Origin of the sequence: Terrabacter sp. LjRoot27 (assembly GCF_964254175.1) — a bacterium.
Lineage (GTDB): Bacteria > Actinomycetota > Actinomycetes > Actinomycetales > Dermatophilaceae > Terrabacter.
On sequence record NZ_CAXUSS020000001.1, the window covers coordinates 2,341,023 to 2,356,595 of the forward strand.

At 70.9% G+C, this 15,573-nt stretch carries 13 protein-coding genes; 4 read left to right on the forward strand and 9 right to left on the reverse strand.

The features are described from left to right. Positions 1–95 precede the first annotated feature (95 nt). The 4 genes from ACSQ2D_RS11000 to ACSQ2D_RS11015 all read right to left on the reverse strand — a co-directional run bounded on the left by ACSQ2D_RS11000 (position 96) and on the right by ACSQ2D_RS11015 (position 5,325). Entirely contained in the window at positions 96–2,195 is a 2,100-nt protein-coding gene (locus ACSQ2D_RS11000) for a CotH kinase family protein (protein ID WP_435985985.1), read from the reverse strand. 253 nt (positions 2,196–2,448) lie between these two features. Next, positions 2,449–3,600 (reverse strand): DUF2332 domain-containing protein, encoded by a 1,152-nt coding sequence (locus ACSQ2D_RS11005; protein WP_435985986.1) that lies wholly within the window; start codon positions 3,598–3,600, stop codon positions 2,449–2,451. Further along, positions 3,593–4,126, reverse strand: a complete 534-nt coding sequence (locus ACSQ2D_RS11010; RefSeq protein ID WP_435985987.1) for a mycothiol transferase — start codon at positions 4,124–4,126, stop codon at positions 3,593–3,595. Before ACSQ2D_RS11010 ends, ACSQ2D_RS11005 begins: the two co-directional genes overlap by 8 nt. Beyond that, positions 4,123–5,325 carry a methyltransferase domain-containing protein gene (locus ACSQ2D_RS11015; RefSeq protein WP_435985988.1) on the reverse strand — a complete coding sequence of 401 codons (1,203 nt, stop codon included), beginning with the start codon at positions 5,323–5,325 and terminating at the stop codon, positions 4,123–4,125. The genes ACSQ2D_RS11010 and ACSQ2D_RS11015 overlap by 4 nt, the downstream gene beginning before the upstream one ends. A gap of 282 nt (positions 5,326–5,607) precedes the next feature. On the opposite strand from ACSQ2D_RS11015, the gene helR reads away from it, so the two are divergent. Next, on the forward strand, positions 5,608–7,791 hold the full coding sequence (gene helR / locus ACSQ2D_RS11020; RefSeq protein WP_435985989.1) for an RNA polymerase recycling motor ATPase HelR: 2,184 nt from the start codon (positions 5,608–5,610) through the stop codon (positions 7,789–7,791). Here the strand turns inward: helR and ACSQ2D_RS11025 are convergent. Beyond that, positions 7,778–8,314: a MarR family winged helix-turn-helix transcriptional regulator gene (locus ACSQ2D_RS11025; RefSeq protein WP_435985990.1), complete on the reverse strand. Its 537-nt coding sequence runs from the start codon at positions 8,312–8,314 to the stop codon at positions 7,778–7,780. The genes helR and ACSQ2D_RS11025 overlap by 14 nt on opposite strands. Positions 8,315–8,390: 76 nt before the next feature. Between ACSQ2D_RS11025 and ACSQ2D_RS11030 the strand changes: the two genes are divergently transcribed. Then, positions 8,391–8,903 (forward strand): hypothetical protein, encoded by a 513-nt coding sequence (locus tag ACSQ2D_RS11030; protein ID WP_435985991.1) that lies wholly within the window; start codon positions 8,391–8,393, stop codon positions 8,901–8,903. 80 nt (positions 8,904–8,983) lie between these two features. Here ACSQ2D_RS11030 and ACSQ2D_RS11035 read toward each other — a convergent pair whose 3' ends face one another. After that, positions 8,984–10,399 (reverse strand): M20/M25/M40 family metallo-hydrolase, encoded by a 1,416-nt coding sequence (locus tag ACSQ2D_RS11035; RefSeq protein WP_435985992.1) that lies wholly within the window; start codon positions 10,397–10,399, stop codon positions 8,984–8,986. 229 nt (positions 10,400–10,628) lie between these two features. Here ACSQ2D_RS11035 and ACSQ2D_RS11040 point away from each other — a divergent pair, with 229 nt between their 5' ends. Together ACSQ2D_RS11040 and ACSQ2D_RS11045 are read left to right on the forward strand one after the other, a co-directional pair. Continuing rightward, positions 10,629–12,005, forward strand: a complete 1,377-nt coding sequence (locus ACSQ2D_RS11040; protein ID WP_435985993.1) for an MFS transporter — start codon at positions 10,629–10,631, stop codon at positions 12,003–12,005. Between the two features lie 119 nt (positions 12,006–12,124). Then, positions 12,125–12,487: an RNA polymerase-binding protein RbpA gene (locus tag ACSQ2D_RS11045; RefSeq protein ID WP_028785601.1), complete on the forward strand. Its 363-nt coding sequence runs from the start codon at positions 12,125–12,127 to the stop codon at positions 12,485–12,487. A gap of 146 nt (positions 12,488–12,633) precedes the next feature. Here the strand turns inward: ACSQ2D_RS11045 and ACSQ2D_RS11050 are convergent, their stop codons facing one another. From ACSQ2D_RS11050 to lnt, 3 genes are read right to left on the reverse strand one after another with little or no spacing between them, the layout of a single operon-like run. Beyond that, positions 12,634–13,197 carry an FxsA family protein gene (locus ACSQ2D_RS11050; protein ID WP_435985994.1) on the reverse strand — a complete coding sequence of 188 codons (564 nt, stop codon included), beginning with the start codon at positions 13,195–13,197 and terminating at the stop codon, positions 12,634–12,636. Then, entirely contained in the window at positions 13,194–13,985 is a 792-nt protein-coding gene (locus ACSQ2D_RS11055) for a polyprenol monophosphomannose synthase (RefSeq protein WP_435985995.1), read from the reverse strand. Before ACSQ2D_RS11055 ends, ACSQ2D_RS11050 begins: the two co-directional genes overlap by 4 nt. Continuing rightward, positions 13,966–15,552 (reverse strand): apolipoprotein N-acyltransferase, encoded by a 1,587-nt coding sequence (gene lnt, locus ACSQ2D_RS11060; protein WP_435985996.1) that lies wholly within the window; start codon positions 15,550–15,552, stop codon positions 13,966–13,968. Before lnt ends, ACSQ2D_RS11055 begins: the two co-directional genes overlap by 20 nt. Between the last annotated feature and the right edge of the window lie 21 nt (positions 15,553–15,573).

A 15,573-nucleotide genomic window follows, 5' to 3' on the forward strand; every position in this document is an offset into this window, starting at 1 on the left:
TTGCAGCCCAATATGATTCGCCCATAATCGACATTATGCAATCGGCATGCAGTGGGCCCCGGCGTCGACCACGTCGACGTCGGGACCCACCGGGCTCAGAAGGCCTTCGGGACGAGCAGGATCTTGACCGCCTCGACGCGCTTGGCCTGGTTCACCGTGCCGGCGGTGGCCCCGTCCGTGACCCACGGCTGCCACCCGACGTCCTGGACGTGAGCGGAGTAGCGGACGGAGTAGTGCTGTGCCAGCTCACCCGTCAGCCGGATCTGCAGCGCCTCCAGGCGTCGTGCCTGGCCGACCGTGCCGATCATCGTGGGCGGCGTCGTCCAGCTCATCCAGCCGAGGCCCTGGACGTTCGCGCGGTACTCGACGTGACCCGCGAAGGGCAACCGAGCCGTCGACATCCGCAGCGCCTCGAGGCGCAGCGCGCGACCCGTCGTGCCGCTCACCGCACCGTCGGACACCGTGGCCATCCACCCGATGTTCTGCACGTGCGCTGCATACGACGTCGACGGCGCCTTGGCCAGCAGGCGCACCTGGATCGCCTCGATGCGCAGCGCTCGACCCGTCGTGCCGGCCGTGGCGCCGTTCTTGACCCACCCCATCCAGCCGACGTTCTGGACGTGGACGCGGTAGGAGAGGTCGTAGCGCGTCGCCAGCTGGTCGGTCAGGCGCAGCTGGACGGCCTCGAGCCTCAGCGAGCGCCCGGTCGTGCCGACGAGGGCACCCGGGGAGCCCCAGCCCGTCCAGCCGACGTTCTGCACGTGGCCGTTGCCCTGGACCCCGCCGGTGAAGGCGGTGTTGGACACCGCGAACCGCAGGGCCTCGAGGCGACGCAGCTCGCCGGTGGTGCCGGCGATCATGCCGGAGGAGACCGCCGGCTGCCAGCCCGTGCCGGCGAGGTAGGCCGGGAAGGTCAGCGTCGGCATGGTCGAGCCGTACGCGAGGCGGAGGTAGGCGGCGCGGGCCGAGATCCAGTTCTTGAACGACGTGACGCCCTTGTCGAACGTGGTCGCCGAGTAGCCGAGGTTGCCGTCCCAGCGCTGGAAGTTGAGGCGGGCCGACGCGTCGATCTGGGTCTTGAGCGTGTCGATCTGCGCCAGCGTCGTGTCGATGCGGCTCGCGAAGGTCGAGGCGTACATCTGGTTCGTCAGGGCGACGAACTGCTTGTTGCGCATGAGCGTCTCGAACCAGTTGTGGCGCTTGGCCCTGAGGTACGTCGTGGACTTCACGTACTCTGCCGTCGGGTCGCCGCCCCACTCGCGGGCCGAGAAGTTGCCCATCGCGACGTCCATGTCCCACACCGGACCGGCGTGGAGCTTGTCGTTCGGGCCGTCCTTGTAGAAGTAGACGCTCGACCGGTCGAAGTCGTAGTTCTCGGTCAGCTCGTGGATGAAGTAGTACTTGACGAACGAGTCGACGTCGATGAGCGAGCTGATCTTCTGCCAGTCGGGACTCGGGGCGTAGAGCTGCGTCTCGAGCGCGTTGACGTCGGCCTTGATCTCCTCGTAGGCGATGGCGACCGTGGGGTCGAGCACGTCGTCGACGCCGAGGGTGGCGTCCTTGAGCACGAAGAGCGTCGTGGTCCGGTCGGTGAGGAAGTAGTGCGGCTCCTCGGTCCCGTGGACGTAGTCGAGCTCGAGGAGCACGCCGTGGTCGTCGGTGAGCTCGATCCGGTTGGTGCCGACCTCCGTCTTCTCGACGAGCAGGTAGTTGCCGAGGTACTCGCCGTTGATCGTGAGGTCGACGAACCGCGACTCCGGTGAGTACTGCAGCCCGAAGGCGTTCGCGAGGTCGTAGGAGATCTTGTTGCGCAGCAGCGAGGGGTCCTGGTGGTTCGCGAGAAGGACCCACGTCCGGCTCGTCTGCATCCCGAGCGGGCCGACGGCGGTCGTGAACTTGATCTGGTAGGGCCGCTTGTCGAGGGTCCACGTGTGGTTGCCCCGACCCTTGATGGTGGCGCTGGCGTCGACGATGTCGTTGGCAGCGTTGGAACCGTCGACGAGGTTGACCGTGGCCTTGACGGAGTTGTCCTTGGAGGCGTGGAGGTAGTCGAGCGTGTTCTTCGTCGGGTCGGGGTCGGTCAGCGCCACCGACACGAGAGGCAGGGTCGTCGGAGGCACCGGCGCCTCGGCCGCCAGGCTCGAGACGGTTGTCACCGGCCCCGAGGCCTGCGCGACGGCGGCCGTGCCCGGCACGAGAAGTGTGAGTGTCGCAAGGGCTGCGAGAACGCTGCGTCGTCGAAGTCTCATGGTGGCCAGTCCCTCCCCGTGCCCGGTATGGGCGAAATGCCGTGCATCAGCGTATTTGCTTATGCACCAAGGGAATTGCCCTCCCCGGCAACGTCCTCTGCGCAGAGGTTAGGCCGACAAACGGCCCGTCGTAGCCAGATGCGGGAATGTGTGTCCTGCGGAACATCCGCGGGCACCGGGGAGCGGCCCCGGGTGGGCGTCAGGCAGGGGGTGCCGGGAGTGTGGCGTCGATCCAGGCGCCATGCGGATGGCAGTTGCCGAGGAGGGCGGAAGGGAGAGCGCGTCCGTGGCGCCACCGATGCAGGCCGAGCACGGTGTTCCCCTCGATGGCGACGGTGGACCCCTCGAGACCCGGCACGCATCCCGGCGGCTCGGCGGTGAGCCAGGACAGGTAGGGGACGTCCCGGGCCAGCTCCTCGAGGGCCGCCGCGAGGTCGGTCCGGCGCGGTGGGGCGAGGTAGGTCATCGCCCACGAGCTCAGGACCACGGCGTGGGCATCGCCACCGGCCTCGGAGAGGGCGAGCCGCACGGCCTCGGTGAGTCCGTCGACCATGTCCCCACGGAGCACCGTCGGGGGATCGTCCCGGAGCAGGTCACGAGCCGTGCGGAAGCGGTCGATGCGGCCGGCCACCTCCGGCCAGAGGCACGCCTCGAGCCAGCGCACCTCGTCGGCCGAGGCGAGGTCGACGGGATGGAGGTCCAGCCCCACGCGGCCGCGCACGGTCGGGGCGGTGGCACCGGCGGCTGTGATCACGGCCCCCACACCGGAACGGTCCTCACCGGCACACCGGACCGGTGAAGCCTCGTCGCCGAGGAGCACGGTCCCGTCGGGGGAGGACAGCTCGACGGCGTAGCGGTCGACGCCGAGAAGCAGGCCGGCACTCGCGCCGAGCTCGACCAGTGCGAGAGGCACGTCGCCACAGTCGGCCGTGGCCGCGGCCAGACCCACCGCGACGTAGACGGCGCGGTTGACCTCGTTGGTCTGGGTGCCGTGTGTCCCGATGAGCCGGGTCAGCTCGTCGACGTGCGCGCGAACGGTGCCGCGGACGTCTGGCCACGGGTCGCCGAGCGGTGCTGAGGCTGCCCCGGTGACGCTCGGGAACCACTGTGCCGCAGGAACATCCGGGTTGCACAGGACCAGGTGGTGCAGGGCTGCGAGCCAGAGCACGGGTCGGGCCTGTCCCGGTCTGGCCGCGAGCAGGAGGGAGGCGGTCTCGTCGTCTTGGGACACGTGTCTGCAGATGGTCGAGTAGAGCGGGAGGGCGGCATACTCCTCGGCGAACTCGGCGAAGCGTCGCCGGATCCGCGCGAGCCGGACGGGGTCCGGTGACGGTCGCGTCGGCTCAGGCACCGGTGGCACCGTCGACGCGCTCGCGCACGAGGTCGGCGTGGCCGTTGTGCCGGGCGTACTCACCGATGAGGTGGAGGTAGACGAAACGCAGCGAGAAGGGGTCGCCGCCGGCCTCGACGACGTCGTCGAGGCCGCGCCCTGCGACGGCCCGGTCGGCCAGCATCCACTCGTCGAGCAGTGCCTCGTAGTCGGCCTGGGCCGTGGTGGGGTCGAGGTCGTCGAAGTCGAGATCCCGGCCACTGCCGAAGCCGTGCAGCGGCTCGACGTCCTCGCCGGCCACCCGCTGGCGCAGCCAGATCCGCTCGACCTTGCGCAGGTGGCGCAGGAGGCCGAGCAGGCTGAGGCCCGAGGGGGCGACGGACCGCTCGGCCAGCTGCTCGCCCGTCAGTCCGGAGCACGTGGACAGCAGCGTCGAGCGGTGCCAGGCGAGCATCTCGGGCAGCATCGTCGCCTCGGGCGCCACGAGTGAACCGCCCGGGCGCACGACGTCCGGTGCCGTCCAGGGTGTCGCTGGGGGACTCGTCATGAGCGCGCGGCCGCCGTGGTGAAATCGCTTGGTCGAGAATGGGATTCGCGCTCAAGCAGGACGATGACCTCATGGTGTGACGTCTGCGGGAACATGTCGAAGAGCCGGGCCTCGCGGGCCGTGTACGAGGGCAGCAGGGCGAGGTCCCGAGCGAGGCTGTCGACGTTGCAGCTCGAGTACGTCACGTGCGAGGCGCCGGAGCCCTCGAGCCACCCAGCGAGGTCCGGGCCGATCCCGCGACGGGGCGGGTTGACGACGACCATCGACCGTCCGGTCCCCAGCAGCTCCCGGTCGAGCGCGTCGACGTCCGTGGCGTCGCCGGCACGGAACTCGACGCTGCCGAGGTCGGGATGGTCCTCGCGCAGCCGGGCCGCGCTGGTCTCGGCACTGCGCACCGCCTCGGGCGAGACCTCCACGCCGACGACGTGGGGAGCGCCTGCCTGCGCACTGTGCAGCGCGAACCCGCCGACGCCGCAGTAGAGGTCGAGCACCGCGGCCGGGCCGACGGTGCGCGTCCAGGCCTGCGCCTGGCGGTAGAGGCCGGCGGCGACGGTGGTGTTGGTCTGGAAGAAGCTGTTGGGGCGCAGGTGGAGGGTGACGCCGCCGACGGGCATGGCGAGGTCGTCGTGCTCGGTCAGGACGAGCTCGGTGTCGCCTTCGAGGACGGCCTTGTGCTCGGGCTGGAGGTTCACGGTGACGACGGACACCTCCGGCAGCCGTGCCTGCAGCGCCGTCAGACGCGACTCCAGCAGGGCCTGGTGGCGGCGCGACCGCAGGACGATCCGGAGCATGACCTCGCCGGTGGGGGAGAGGGTGAGGATGAGGTGCTTCAGCTCGCCTCGACGGGCGGTGACGTCGTAGGGCTCCAGACCGATCTCGTCGACGACCGCCGCGAGACGAGGGATGAGGTGCTGCAGCGGCTGCTCGTAGAGTCCACAGCCGCGCAGGTCGACGCCGTTGGCGTCGGCGTCGAGGATGCCGACGGTCACCGCGCCGGTGACGCCGCCGACGACGAGCTTGGCCTTGTTGCGGAAGGCCGACTCGGCACTGGGGAAGGGCTCGAGCCAGGAGACGCTCGGGGCCGCGCCGGCCAGCGTGCGTCGACAGCGCTCGTCCTTGTCGGCGAGCTGGACGGCATACGGCACACCCATGAGGGCGCACGAGCGGCAGCGTCCGGCGTCGAAGTAGTCGCACTGCATCAGGGGGCAAGGCTACGGCGCCGAGCCTTCGTCCAGGACCACGGGTAGCGCGCCGCTTCGGGGAGGGCCCCACTCAGTCAAAGTGACATAATGTCGATTATCGGCGTTATGGGGGAAGCGACGAGAGCGGACGACCCGTCCGTCGGGCCCGAAAAAAGGAAAGAGGCGCCGAGCGCTTCCTTCCACTCCCAACGTATAGCGCACCCGGGGTCTTGCGGCAAGACCCCGGTCGTCACCGAGAATCACTGGCCGACACCAGAAACCTCGGGACGGAGCCCCTGCGTGAACCCGCTGACGACCAGCGCCTTCGACCTTCGCGACCACCTGGCGCCCAAGGCCGACCCGGCCCTCATCGCCCACGACGACGCCCACTTCGCCGCCATCGCCGAGACGCTCGACGCGACGGTCGCCGAGCTGTCCGAGCGCCTCGACGCCGTCCGGCGGGCGCCGGCACGCACCGGCCAGGCCGCCCTCGACCGCGACCAGGAGGTCCACCGCCTGTCGGCCCGCCTACGGGCGCTGCGCCGCTACGGGATCGACCTGTGCCTCGGCCACATCATCTCTGAGAACGGTTCTCACCCTGTCTACATCGGCAGGCTCGGCCTGACCGACAGCGACGGGCACCGTCTGCTCCTCGACTGGCGCTCCCCCGCGGCCGAGCCCTTCTTCGGCGCCACCCACGGCAACCCCATGGGCCTCGCGAGCCGCCGACGCTACCGCTGGACGCGCGGACGGGTCACGGACTACTGGGACGAGGTCTTCTCGACCGACGGGCTCGACGGACGCGTGGCGCTCGACGACGAGTCCGCCTTCATCGCCTCGCTGGGTGCGAGCCGCTCGCCGCGGATGCGTGACGTCCTGAGCACCATCCAGGCCGACCAGGACGCCATCATCCGCGCCGGGTCCCGGGGCGCGCTCGTCGTCGACGGAGGGCCCGGCACGGGCAAGACGGTCGTCGCACTGCACCGGACGGCATACCTGCTCTACTCCGACCCGCGCCTCGGCCACCGACGGGGCGGGGTGCTCTTCGTCGGCCCGCACGAGCCCTACCTCGCCTACGTCTCGGACGTCCTGCCCAGCCTCGGCGAGGAAGGTGTGCAGACGTGCACGCTCCGAGACCTCGTCGCCGAAGGCGCCACGGCGGCACCGGACACCGACCCGGAGGTGGCCCGGCTCAAGGCGTCCATGGACCTCGTCAGGGCCATCGAGCCGGCGGTGGCGCTCTACGAGGAGCCACCGACGAGCGGGATGGAGGTCGTGACGCCATGGGCGGACGTGTGGCTCTCCCCCGCGGACTGGGCCGAGGCCTGCACCGCCGGCCTGGGCACCCCGCACAACGAGGCCCGCGACGACGTGTGGGAGGCGCTCCTCACGATCCTCGTCGAGCGACACGACCTCGAGGGGCGGATCGACGACGACGGCGCGGACGTGGAGGCCGAGGCCACCCCGGCCATGGTGCGGCGTTCGCTCGAGCAGAACCGTGAGCTGCGCACCGCCTTCGACCGGACGTGGCCGCTCCTCGACGCCGAGGACCTCGTCGGCGACCTGTGGAGCGTCCCCGCGTACCTGCGTCGGTGCGCCCCGGCGCTGACCGTCGAGCAGGTGCGGCGACTCCAGCGGGCCGAGCCGAACGCGTGGACGGTGTCGGACCTCCCCCTGCTCGACGCGGCCCGGATGCGCCTGGGCGACCCGGAGGTCGCGCGGCGGCGGCGGCAGCGCGACGCCGCCCTCGCCGCGGAGCGGGTGGAACGGGCGGCCGTCGTCGAGCACCTCATCGCCTCGGACGACTCCGACATGCACGTCATGTCGATGCTGCGGGGTGAGGACCTCCGGAGCGCCCTCGACGACGACGCGGCCGGGCCCGGCGTCGATCCTGACCTGCTCGCCGGCCCGTTCGCCCACGTGGTCGTGGACGAGGCGCAGGAGCTGACCGACGCCGAGTGGCGGATGCTCCTCAACCGGTGTCCGTCGCGGAGCCTCACCATCGTCGGCGACCGAGCCCAGGCGCGGCACGGCTTCACGGACACGTGGCAGGAGCGCCTCGACCGCGTCGGCCTCGACCGCGTCACGGTCTCCTCGCTCAGCATCAACTACCGCACGCCCGAGGAGGTCATGCTCGAGGCCGAACCCGTCATCCGTGCCGTGCTGCCGGATGCCAACGTGCCCACCTCGATCCGTGAGAGCGGCGTGGCCGTGCAGCACGGCTCGACGGCAGACCTCGCATCGGTCCTCGGGACGTGGCTCGACGCGCACCCCGACGGGACGGCCTGCGTCATCGGCGACCCCACCGTCGAGGAGACGAGCCGCGTCCGGTCGCTCACGCCGGTGCTCTCGAAGGGCCTCGAGTTCGACCTCGTCGTGCTCGTCGACCCGGAGGCCCTCGGTGACGGCATCGAGGGCGCGGTCGACCGCTACGTCGCCATGACGCGCGCGACGCAGCAGCTCGTCGTCCTCACACCTTCGTGACGTCGGCTGCACCGTGGCCGGGGCCGGGCTCCAGCGCGTCGAGCCACGCACGCAGCAGCTCCTCCAGGGCGGCCCGCTGCCTCGGCTCCAGCCCGGACAGGAGCGACTCGTCGCCGGCAATGACGTCCGCGAAGATCCCGTCGAGCCGAGCCAGACCCTCCGGGGTGAGCTGGACGTGCACGGTGCGCCGGTCCGGCTCCTCACGGACGCGCTCGACGAAGCCGAGCGCCTCCATGGCCTGGACCCGCTGGGTCGTGGCCCCGGCCGTGACGCGGCAGCGCCGGGACAGCTCGCCGGCCGTGAGCCGGAAGGGCGCGCCGCTGCGCCTCAAGGCCGCGAGGACGTCGAGGTGGCTCTGCTCGAGGCCGTGGCCGGCCAGCACGTGGGCGCGGTGGTCCGTGACGAGCGCGGCGAGCCGCACGACCGGCGTGATGATGCCGATCGACGACACGTCCACGTCGGGCCTCTCCCGACGCCACGCCTCGATGATCCGCCCGACCTGGTCCCCCGGTGCACTGCCCATCCCGATACTTTAGGGCTAAACGAGGGGGTCGACACCCATCGGCGGTGGGACGATTCCGAGGGGGAAAGGAAGGCGCATGGACCTCTCCACGTTCTATGCCGTCGTGTCGGCCACCTGCTTCACGCTCGTCGGGCTCTGGTGGTCCGCCGTGGACCGCCGCCGTGAGCTGCTGGCGGGCGACGAGACCCGTCGGCTCGTGGGTGGCGTCTACCTCACCTTCCTGCTTCCCGGCGTCATGGGCCTCTTCGCCCAGGTCGCGCCCACCCAGCCGTGGCTCTGGCGATCGACCTTCGGCCTCGTCGCCCTCCTCGGAGCGTGGTCGACGCTGCGCCTCATCCGCGCCGACAGCGGCCCCGGCGTCCGCGGTCCGTTCCGGCACCATCGCTGGCTCGTCGCCGTGCTCTACGGCGTCATCGTGGTGCTCGGTGTCGCGCCCGAGCTGGCCGGTGCCGTCGGGCTGAGCGGCCTGCAGGCGCCCGCCCTCGCCGTCGTCTGCCTCGTCGTGCTCGCCCACGGTCTGGCGTGGGAGCTGCTGACGACGACGCCCGACGTCCGGGAGCGACCCCTCCCCTCCCCCGCCGGCGACTGAGCAGGGGAGGCGGAGGAGCGCCGTGCCCGGCGTCGGTGAGGTGGTGCCCAGGTGGTGCTCAGGTGGTGCTCAGGTGGTGCTCAGGTGGTGCTCAGGGCCGTGTCGTCGATGACGAACGACGTCTGCGCCGACGAGTCCTCGGTCGCGAGGAACTTCACCGTGACGCTCTTGCCGCGGTAGGCCGTGAGGTCGAAGGTGCGCTGCGTCCACGTCGCGTCGGCGCCGACGTTGCTGTACGTCGCCAGCGTCGTCGTGACGCCCGAGGCCACCACCTGGACCTTCAATGTGTCGTAGACCGTCGACCCCGTCTCGGCGGTGTCGAAGCGGCCCCAGAAGGACAGCGAGGCCGTCGTCGCGGCGGACGGGATCGTCACGGTCTGCTGCTCGGTCTCGGTCGCGATGGTGCCGTTGCCACCGAGCCACAGCTTCCACGTGCCGGAGTGCGCCGGCCGGCCCGCCCCGCTCGTGATCGGCCCGCTCGTCCCCGTCCACGAGACGGCACCGGACTCGAAGCCCGGGTTGGCGAGCAGGTTCGACCCGGTCGGCGGCGTCGTCGTGCCGTAGTCCTTGGCGGCGTAGCGCCACACCATGTAGCCGATGGTGTCGACGTTCTTGTCGAGCGCGACGAGGTCGAGGTTGGTGTTCGTGTCGCACGAGCGGTGGTAGCAGGCGTCGAACGCCCGCCCCGCGGTGCCGCCCCACTTGCTCGCCTGGGCGCTGGTCTTGATCGACTCGGCCCCGCTGAAGATGCCACCGGTCGCGATGCCGCTCGAGCGGAAGGCCGCGTGGTCGCTGCGACCCTGCACGTCGATGTACTCCCAGGGGATCCCCTGAGTGTCGTAGTACGCCGTGAAGTCGTTGCGGACGCCGTTGCCGACGGCGTTGTCGTCGTAGACGAAGTAGCCGACGTTCGGCGAGGCGATCATGTCGAAGTTCTGGTAGCTCCTGATCGCCGTGCGCTGCGCCGTCGTCAGCTGGCCGACGTAGTACTTCGAGCCGAGCAGGCCGAGCTCCTCGGCGCCCCAGAAGCCGAAGCGCACGTGGTTGCGAGGCGTCTGGCCGCTCGCGGTATACGCCAGCGCCGTCTCGAGGATGCCGGCGCTGCCGCTGCCGTTGTCGTTGATGCCCGGGCCGACCGACACCGAGTCGAGGTGGGCACCGAACATGACGACCGACGACAGGTCGCCGCCCGGGAGGTCCGCGACGAGGTTGTAGGACGTGCCCGACGAGGTGCTGAAGCTCTGGACGGTCGTCGTGTAGCCGGCCGCGTCGAGCTTGGCCTTGACCCAGTCGACGGACGCCTTGTAGCCGGGCCTGCCGGTGCTCCGGTTGCCTCCGTTGGCGTTGGCGATCGACTGGAGCTGGTCGAGGTGCGCCTTGGTATTCGTCACCGAGATGTCGGGGCCGGCGGCCAGCGCGGGCGTCGGGGCGATCGTGAGGCCGGCCGTCGTGACAGCGGCGAGCACCAGCGGGGTGAGCAGGGCGCGCGTGCGCATGGATCTCCTTGTGGGTGTGGGGGGGTCGGGCGAGCGAAACCCTGTCGAGCCGCGGGCGCGCCGGGCAATGCATCTGGCGAAGACTTGGCACCTGGTGACCAAGTCCTGACGCCCCCGCGGTCGCCCGCTGAGTGGTCGTATGCCGTCCGCTGACCACGGGCGCCCGACGCTGCGGCGTGTTTCGGCCTCTCCCCCTGTCCCCGCCGCGGCCGTGTGGGACAGTCCTCGCATGTCGAACGTCGTCGTCAACGCCGCACGCCCGGAGACCCGGGAGCAGCGGGCCTGGTACTGGTACGACTGGGCCAACTCGGCCTACGTCACCACGACCGCGACGGTGCTCATGAGCCCGTACCTCACGTCCGTCGCGGAGCAGGCGGCCTGTCCCGGCCTGCCCGACGGCCAGGACTGCACGACCAACCTCTCGGTGCTCGGCGTCCCCGTGGCGCCGGGCTCGCTGTGGTTCTTCACCGTGACCTTCACGACGATCCTGTCGGCGATCGTGCTCATCTTCATCGGCGCCGTCGCCGACCGCAGCCCGAGACCGACCCGGCTCTTCGCCGCCTTCGCGTGGGCCGGCGCCCTGGCGGCGAGCCTCATGTTCTTCGTCGCGGGCACGAACTGGCAGCTGGGCGCCCTGCTCGTCGTCGTGGCCGGCATCTGCCTCGGCTCCTCGCTCGTCATCTACGACTCGATCCTGTGTCGCATCGCCAACGAGAACGAGCGCGACCGCGTCTCCTCGAAGGGCTGGGCGTTCGGCTACCTCGGCGGCGGCATCCTGCTCGCGCTCAACTTCGCCCTCGACTTCTTCCACGAGGACCTCGGGCTCGACCGCGCGCTCAGCACGCGCATCAGCATCCTGTCCGCGGGTCTCTGGTGGGCCGGCTTCACGCTCATCCCGTACCTCGGCCTGCGCCACCTGACGGGCACGGTCGAGACGCCCGTCGACCGCTCTGCCGGGGTCGTCGGCGGCAGCATCGCCCAGCTGCGGAGCACGTTCCGCGACCTGGCCGGCTACCCGCAGACCAAGCTGTTCCTCGTCGCCTACCTCTTCTTCAACGACGGCATCCAGACGGTCATCGGCAGCTCGAGCGTCTACGGGTCCAAGGAGCTCGGCTTCTCCGAGACGACGGTGCTCGGCGTCTTCCTCTTCGTGCAGTTCGTCGCGTTCTTCGGTGCACGGCTCGCCGGCCGGGTGGCCGCCACGAGGGGGGCCTGGCGCACGGTCCTCTACGGCATCGGCCTCTGGACGGTCGTCGTCGTCTTCGCCTTCCTCGTGCCCTCCAAGTCGCTCGTCATCTTCCTCGCGCTCGCGCTGCTCATCGGCCTCGTGCTCGGTGGCACCCAGGCCCTGTCCCGCTCGCTCTACAGCCAGCTGATCCCCCGCGGCCGAGAGGCGGAGTACTTCAGCCTCTACCAGGCCATGGAGCGGGGCACGAGCTGGTTCGGGACGCTCATCTTCGGCCTCGTCTACCAGTTCACCCTCAGCTACCGCTGGGCGATCATCGCGCTCATCGTCTTCTTCGCCATCGGTGGCGTGCTCCTGTCGAGGGTGCGGATGCGGGAGGGCATCGAGCAGGCCGGCAACCCGGTTCCCGCCGTGATCTGAGAAACGCCTACACTTCGCCGCGCGCCGGGGAACAAGTGGGCCGTTTCGCTCGTTCAAGCGTCTGTGAGGGTAAGACACCAGCGAGGTGTCACACGGGCATACGTCTTGGAGGGGTCCACATGGCCGATCGAGCACTACGCGGTTCCAACCTCGGCGCGAGGAGCATGGAGTCCGACGAGAACGTCGTACCGAGTGAGCGTCAGCTCACCGTCTACGTCTGCGCCGACGGGCACCGGACCGAGCTTCCCTTCTCGATCGAGGCCGACGTGCCTCCCACGTGGGAGTGCCGCTGCGGACTCGACGCGAAGCTGCAGGGCGGCGGTCCCGAGCCGGAGGCCAAGCCGGTCAAGCACCAGCGCACGCACTGGGACATGCTTCTCGAGCGTCGTTCCATCCCCGAGCTCGAGGAGCTCCTCGAGGAGCGCCTGACGCTCCTGCGTGAGTCGCGTGGCGAGAAGCCGCGCCGCCGCAAGACCGCCTGACCTCGCCAGAACGCACCACCGAGAAGCCCGCCCCGTTCGTGGAGGCGGGCTTTCTCGCGTTCAGAGGCTTGTGCATGCCGTCCGCCCGTGGCTCGAGGTGAACCTGACAGCGCGGAGCACGACGAGCAGGCACCGCCGAGGCGCGCTCAGTCCTCGTCGTCGATGATCTCGCCCTCGACGACCTCGTCGCTCGTCGTCGAGCGCTGCGGGCCGTGGGGCGTCTGCTCCTGCTCCCACGTGGGCGCGGCGGGCTGTCCCGCGACCGTGGGGCCGGTGAAGCGCTCGGTCTGGGCGAGCAGGCGACGGGAGATGACCGCGGCGAGCATGCTGCGCGCGACGGGCCGGGTGAACGGGAGCACGAGCACGAGAGCGAGCACGTCGGTGACGAAGCCCGGCAGGACGAGCAGGCTGCCGCCGACGAGCACGACGACGCCGTCGGCGATCTCGCGGGCCGGCATCCGACCGCTGCGCAGGGCCTGCTCGAGGGCGCGCCAGGCTCGGCCGCCCTCGCGTCGGATCAGCCACGCACCGAGCAACGAGGTCGCGACGAGCAGCAGGAAGGTCGGCCAGCCGCCGATGGCCTGACCGACCGCGACGATGACGACGACCTCGATGATCGGAAGGAGCAGGAGCGCGACGACCGCCAGGCGGGTCAGCCGCACCCGCCGGACCCGTGACGGGCCGCGCGACGGGCCGGAGGTCGCACTCACGACCGGTCCCCGACCGGCTCGCGCCCACGCACCCGGCCGGCGACGGAGCGCAGCTGGCCGAGCCGGTGCTCGACGCCCCACCGCGTGACGCTGGTCAGCGCCTCGCGGACGATGTCCTGGCCCATCTTCGAGACACCGACCTCACGCTCGACGAACGTGATCGGCACCTCGACGACGGTGAGCCCGGCGCGGACGGCCCGCAGCGTGAGGTCGATCTGGAAGCAGTAGCCCTGGGACTCGACGCCCTGCAGACCCATGGCCCGCAGCGCGCTCGCGCGGTAGACGCGGTAGCCGGCCGTCGCGTCGTTGACCGACATCCCGAGGAGCACCTTGGTGTAGAGGTTCGCCCCGACGGAGAGCACCTTGCGACGGGCCGGCCAGTTGCGCACCTCGCCGCCCTTGACCCAGCGGGCGCCGATGACGAGGTCCGCCTCACCGAGCGCGGCGAGCAGCGACGGCAGCTGCTCGGGAAGGTGGGAGCCGTCGGCATCCATCTCGACGACGGCGTCGTAGCCGCGCTCGAGGACGGTGGCGAACCCGTCGAGGTAGGCCTTGCCGAGGCCCTCCTTGGCGGTGCGGTGCACGACGTGGACCTGCGGGTCGGCGGACGCGAGGTCGTCGGCGATCTGTCCGGTGCCGTCGGGAGAGCCGTCGTCGAGCACGAAGACGTCGGCGGCGGGCACGCTCGCGCGCACCCGCGCGACGATGCCGGGCAGGTTGTCCCGCTCGTTGTACGTCGGGATGAGCACGGCCACTCGGGTCACCGGCTCACGCTGCGTCGTCGTCATCCTCTTCCTTCGTTGTCTCCGGCGCTGCCGGGCGGCCGCTGCGAAGGCCCAGGGCGAGCATCGTCAGCAGTGCGGCGGCGGCGACCCACTCCGGGGCCTCGCCCACCCGGGTCGCCAGCGTCGTGGCGTCCCGCAAGGGTAGTGCCCCTCTGACCACCGCCTGTGTGAACAACGACGTCACCTGGTGCGCGGTTCCGTCGGGTGTGATGAGGGCGCTCTGTCCGACCGTCGACACGTGGACGACCGACCGGCCGAACTCCATGGCCCGCAGGCGGCTGATCGCCAGCTGCTGGGGCGACTCGGCGGTGTAGCCGAAGGTCGCGTTGTTCGTCTGGACCACGAGGACGTTGGCACCGGTCTGCACGGCGTCGCGCATGATGTCGTCGTAGGCCACCTCGAAGCAGATCGCGAGCCCGGCCCGGATCTGCTGGCCCGAGGCCGTCGTCACGCGGAAGACGCCGGGCGCCGGGCCCTGGACGAAGTCGCGGGTGACGAGGTCGACCTCCTTGCTGAAGGTGCGCCAGAACGACCGGTTCGGGATGTACTCGGCGAAGGGCACCGGATGGCGCTTGACGTAGCGGTCGGTGTTGCCCTTGCCGGGCTCGAAGAGCAGCGCCACGTTCGAGACGAAGCCCACGGGCTCCTCGAGCAGGCCCCCGACGATGAGCGGCCGCTTCAGCGCGTCGACGGTCTCGAGGATGAGGTCCTTGGCGTCGGCGTTGCGCAGCGGGTCGATGTCCGAGGCGTTCTCGGGCCACACGACGAGGTCCGGGGCCGGCGCCCTCCCGGCGTCGACGTCCTCCTGCGCCTCGAGCGTCGCGGTGACGTGGTTGTCGAGGACCTGGCGGCGCTCGGCGTTGAAGTCGAGACCCGGCCGCGCCACGTTGCCCTGCACGCCGAGGAACTGGGCGGTCGGGCCGTCGGTCGGCAGCGGGACGGCCAGACCGACGAGGCCGAGCACGAGCGCTCCCGCGACGGGCAGCACGAGGGGACGGGACGGCATACGCGACCGGGGCGTGGCGGTGGCGCCGCTCCCCCGCCGGTCGGCGAGGGCGGAGACGGCGTGCTGGCCGGCGAGCGCGAGCAGGCCGCCGCTCAGGGCGATGACGAACCCGACGAACGGCGCTCCGCCGAGGGCAACCAGGCGACCGAAGGGCGAGTCGGCCTGGCCGAAGGCGAGCTTGAGCCAGGGGAAGCCGCCGTAGGGGGCCCGGGCCCGGAAACCCTCGGCGACGACCCACACGAGCGCGAACGCCAGCGGGCGGACGCTCCCCCGGCGGCCCAGCCAGCCGTAGAGCGCGCCGGCGACGCCGACGAAGAGGGCCTGCAGCGTCGCGAGCGCGAGCCACGGCAGCGAGCCGACGTAGATGCCCGACCAGCTGAGCGTCGGCACGAAGAAGACGAGCCCACCGGCGACCCCGAGCAGGAAGCCGCGACGGGCCCCGGTGCCGGTCCAGGCCCACGCCCACAGCGCGAGGGCCGCAGGTGCGGCCACCCAGATGTCGAAGGTCGGGAACGCGAAGCAGAGGAGTCCACCGCCGAGCAGGGACACGAGGAGACGCCGCACGGGGTTCACCGTATGCCGTGC

What these genes read in the sequence shown, in the direction of transcription:
- ACSQ2D_RS11010 (WP_435985987.1), bottom strand. Translation starts at nt 4,126, where the DNA reads ATGACGAGTCCCCCAGCGACACCCTGGACGGCACCGGACGTCGTGCGC.
- ACSQ2D_RS11015 (WP_435985988.1), bottom strand. Translation starts at nt 5,325, where the DNA reads ATGCAGTGCGACTACTTCGACGCCGGACGCTGCCGCTCGTGCGCCCTC.
- ACSQ2D_RS11025 (WP_435985990.1), bottom strand. Translation starts at nt 8,314, where the DNA reads ATGGGCAGTGCACCGGGGGACCAGGTCGGGCGGATCATCGAGGCGTGG.
- ACSQ2D_RS11030 (WP_435985991.1), top strand. Translation starts at nt 8,391, where the DNA reads ATGGACCTCTCCACGTTCTATGCCGTCGTGTCGGCCACCTGCTTCACG.
- ACSQ2D_RS11035 (WP_435985992.1), bottom strand. Translation starts at nt 10,399, where the DNA reads ATGCGCACGCGCGCCCTGCTCACCCCGCTGGTGCTCGCCGCTGTCACG.
- ACSQ2D_RS11040 (WP_435985993.1), top strand. Translation starts at nt 10,629, where the DNA reads ATGTCGAACGTCGTCGTCAACGCCGCACGCCCGGAGACCCGGGAGCAG.
- ACSQ2D_RS11045 (WP_028785601.1), top strand. Translation starts at nt 12,125, where the DNA reads ATGGCCGATCGAGCACTACGCGGTTCCAACCTCGGCGCGAGGAGCATG.
- ACSQ2D_RS11055 (WP_435985995.1), bottom strand. Translation starts at nt 13,985, where the DNA reads ATGACGACGACGCAGCGTGAGCCGGTGACCCGAGTGGCCGTGCTCATC.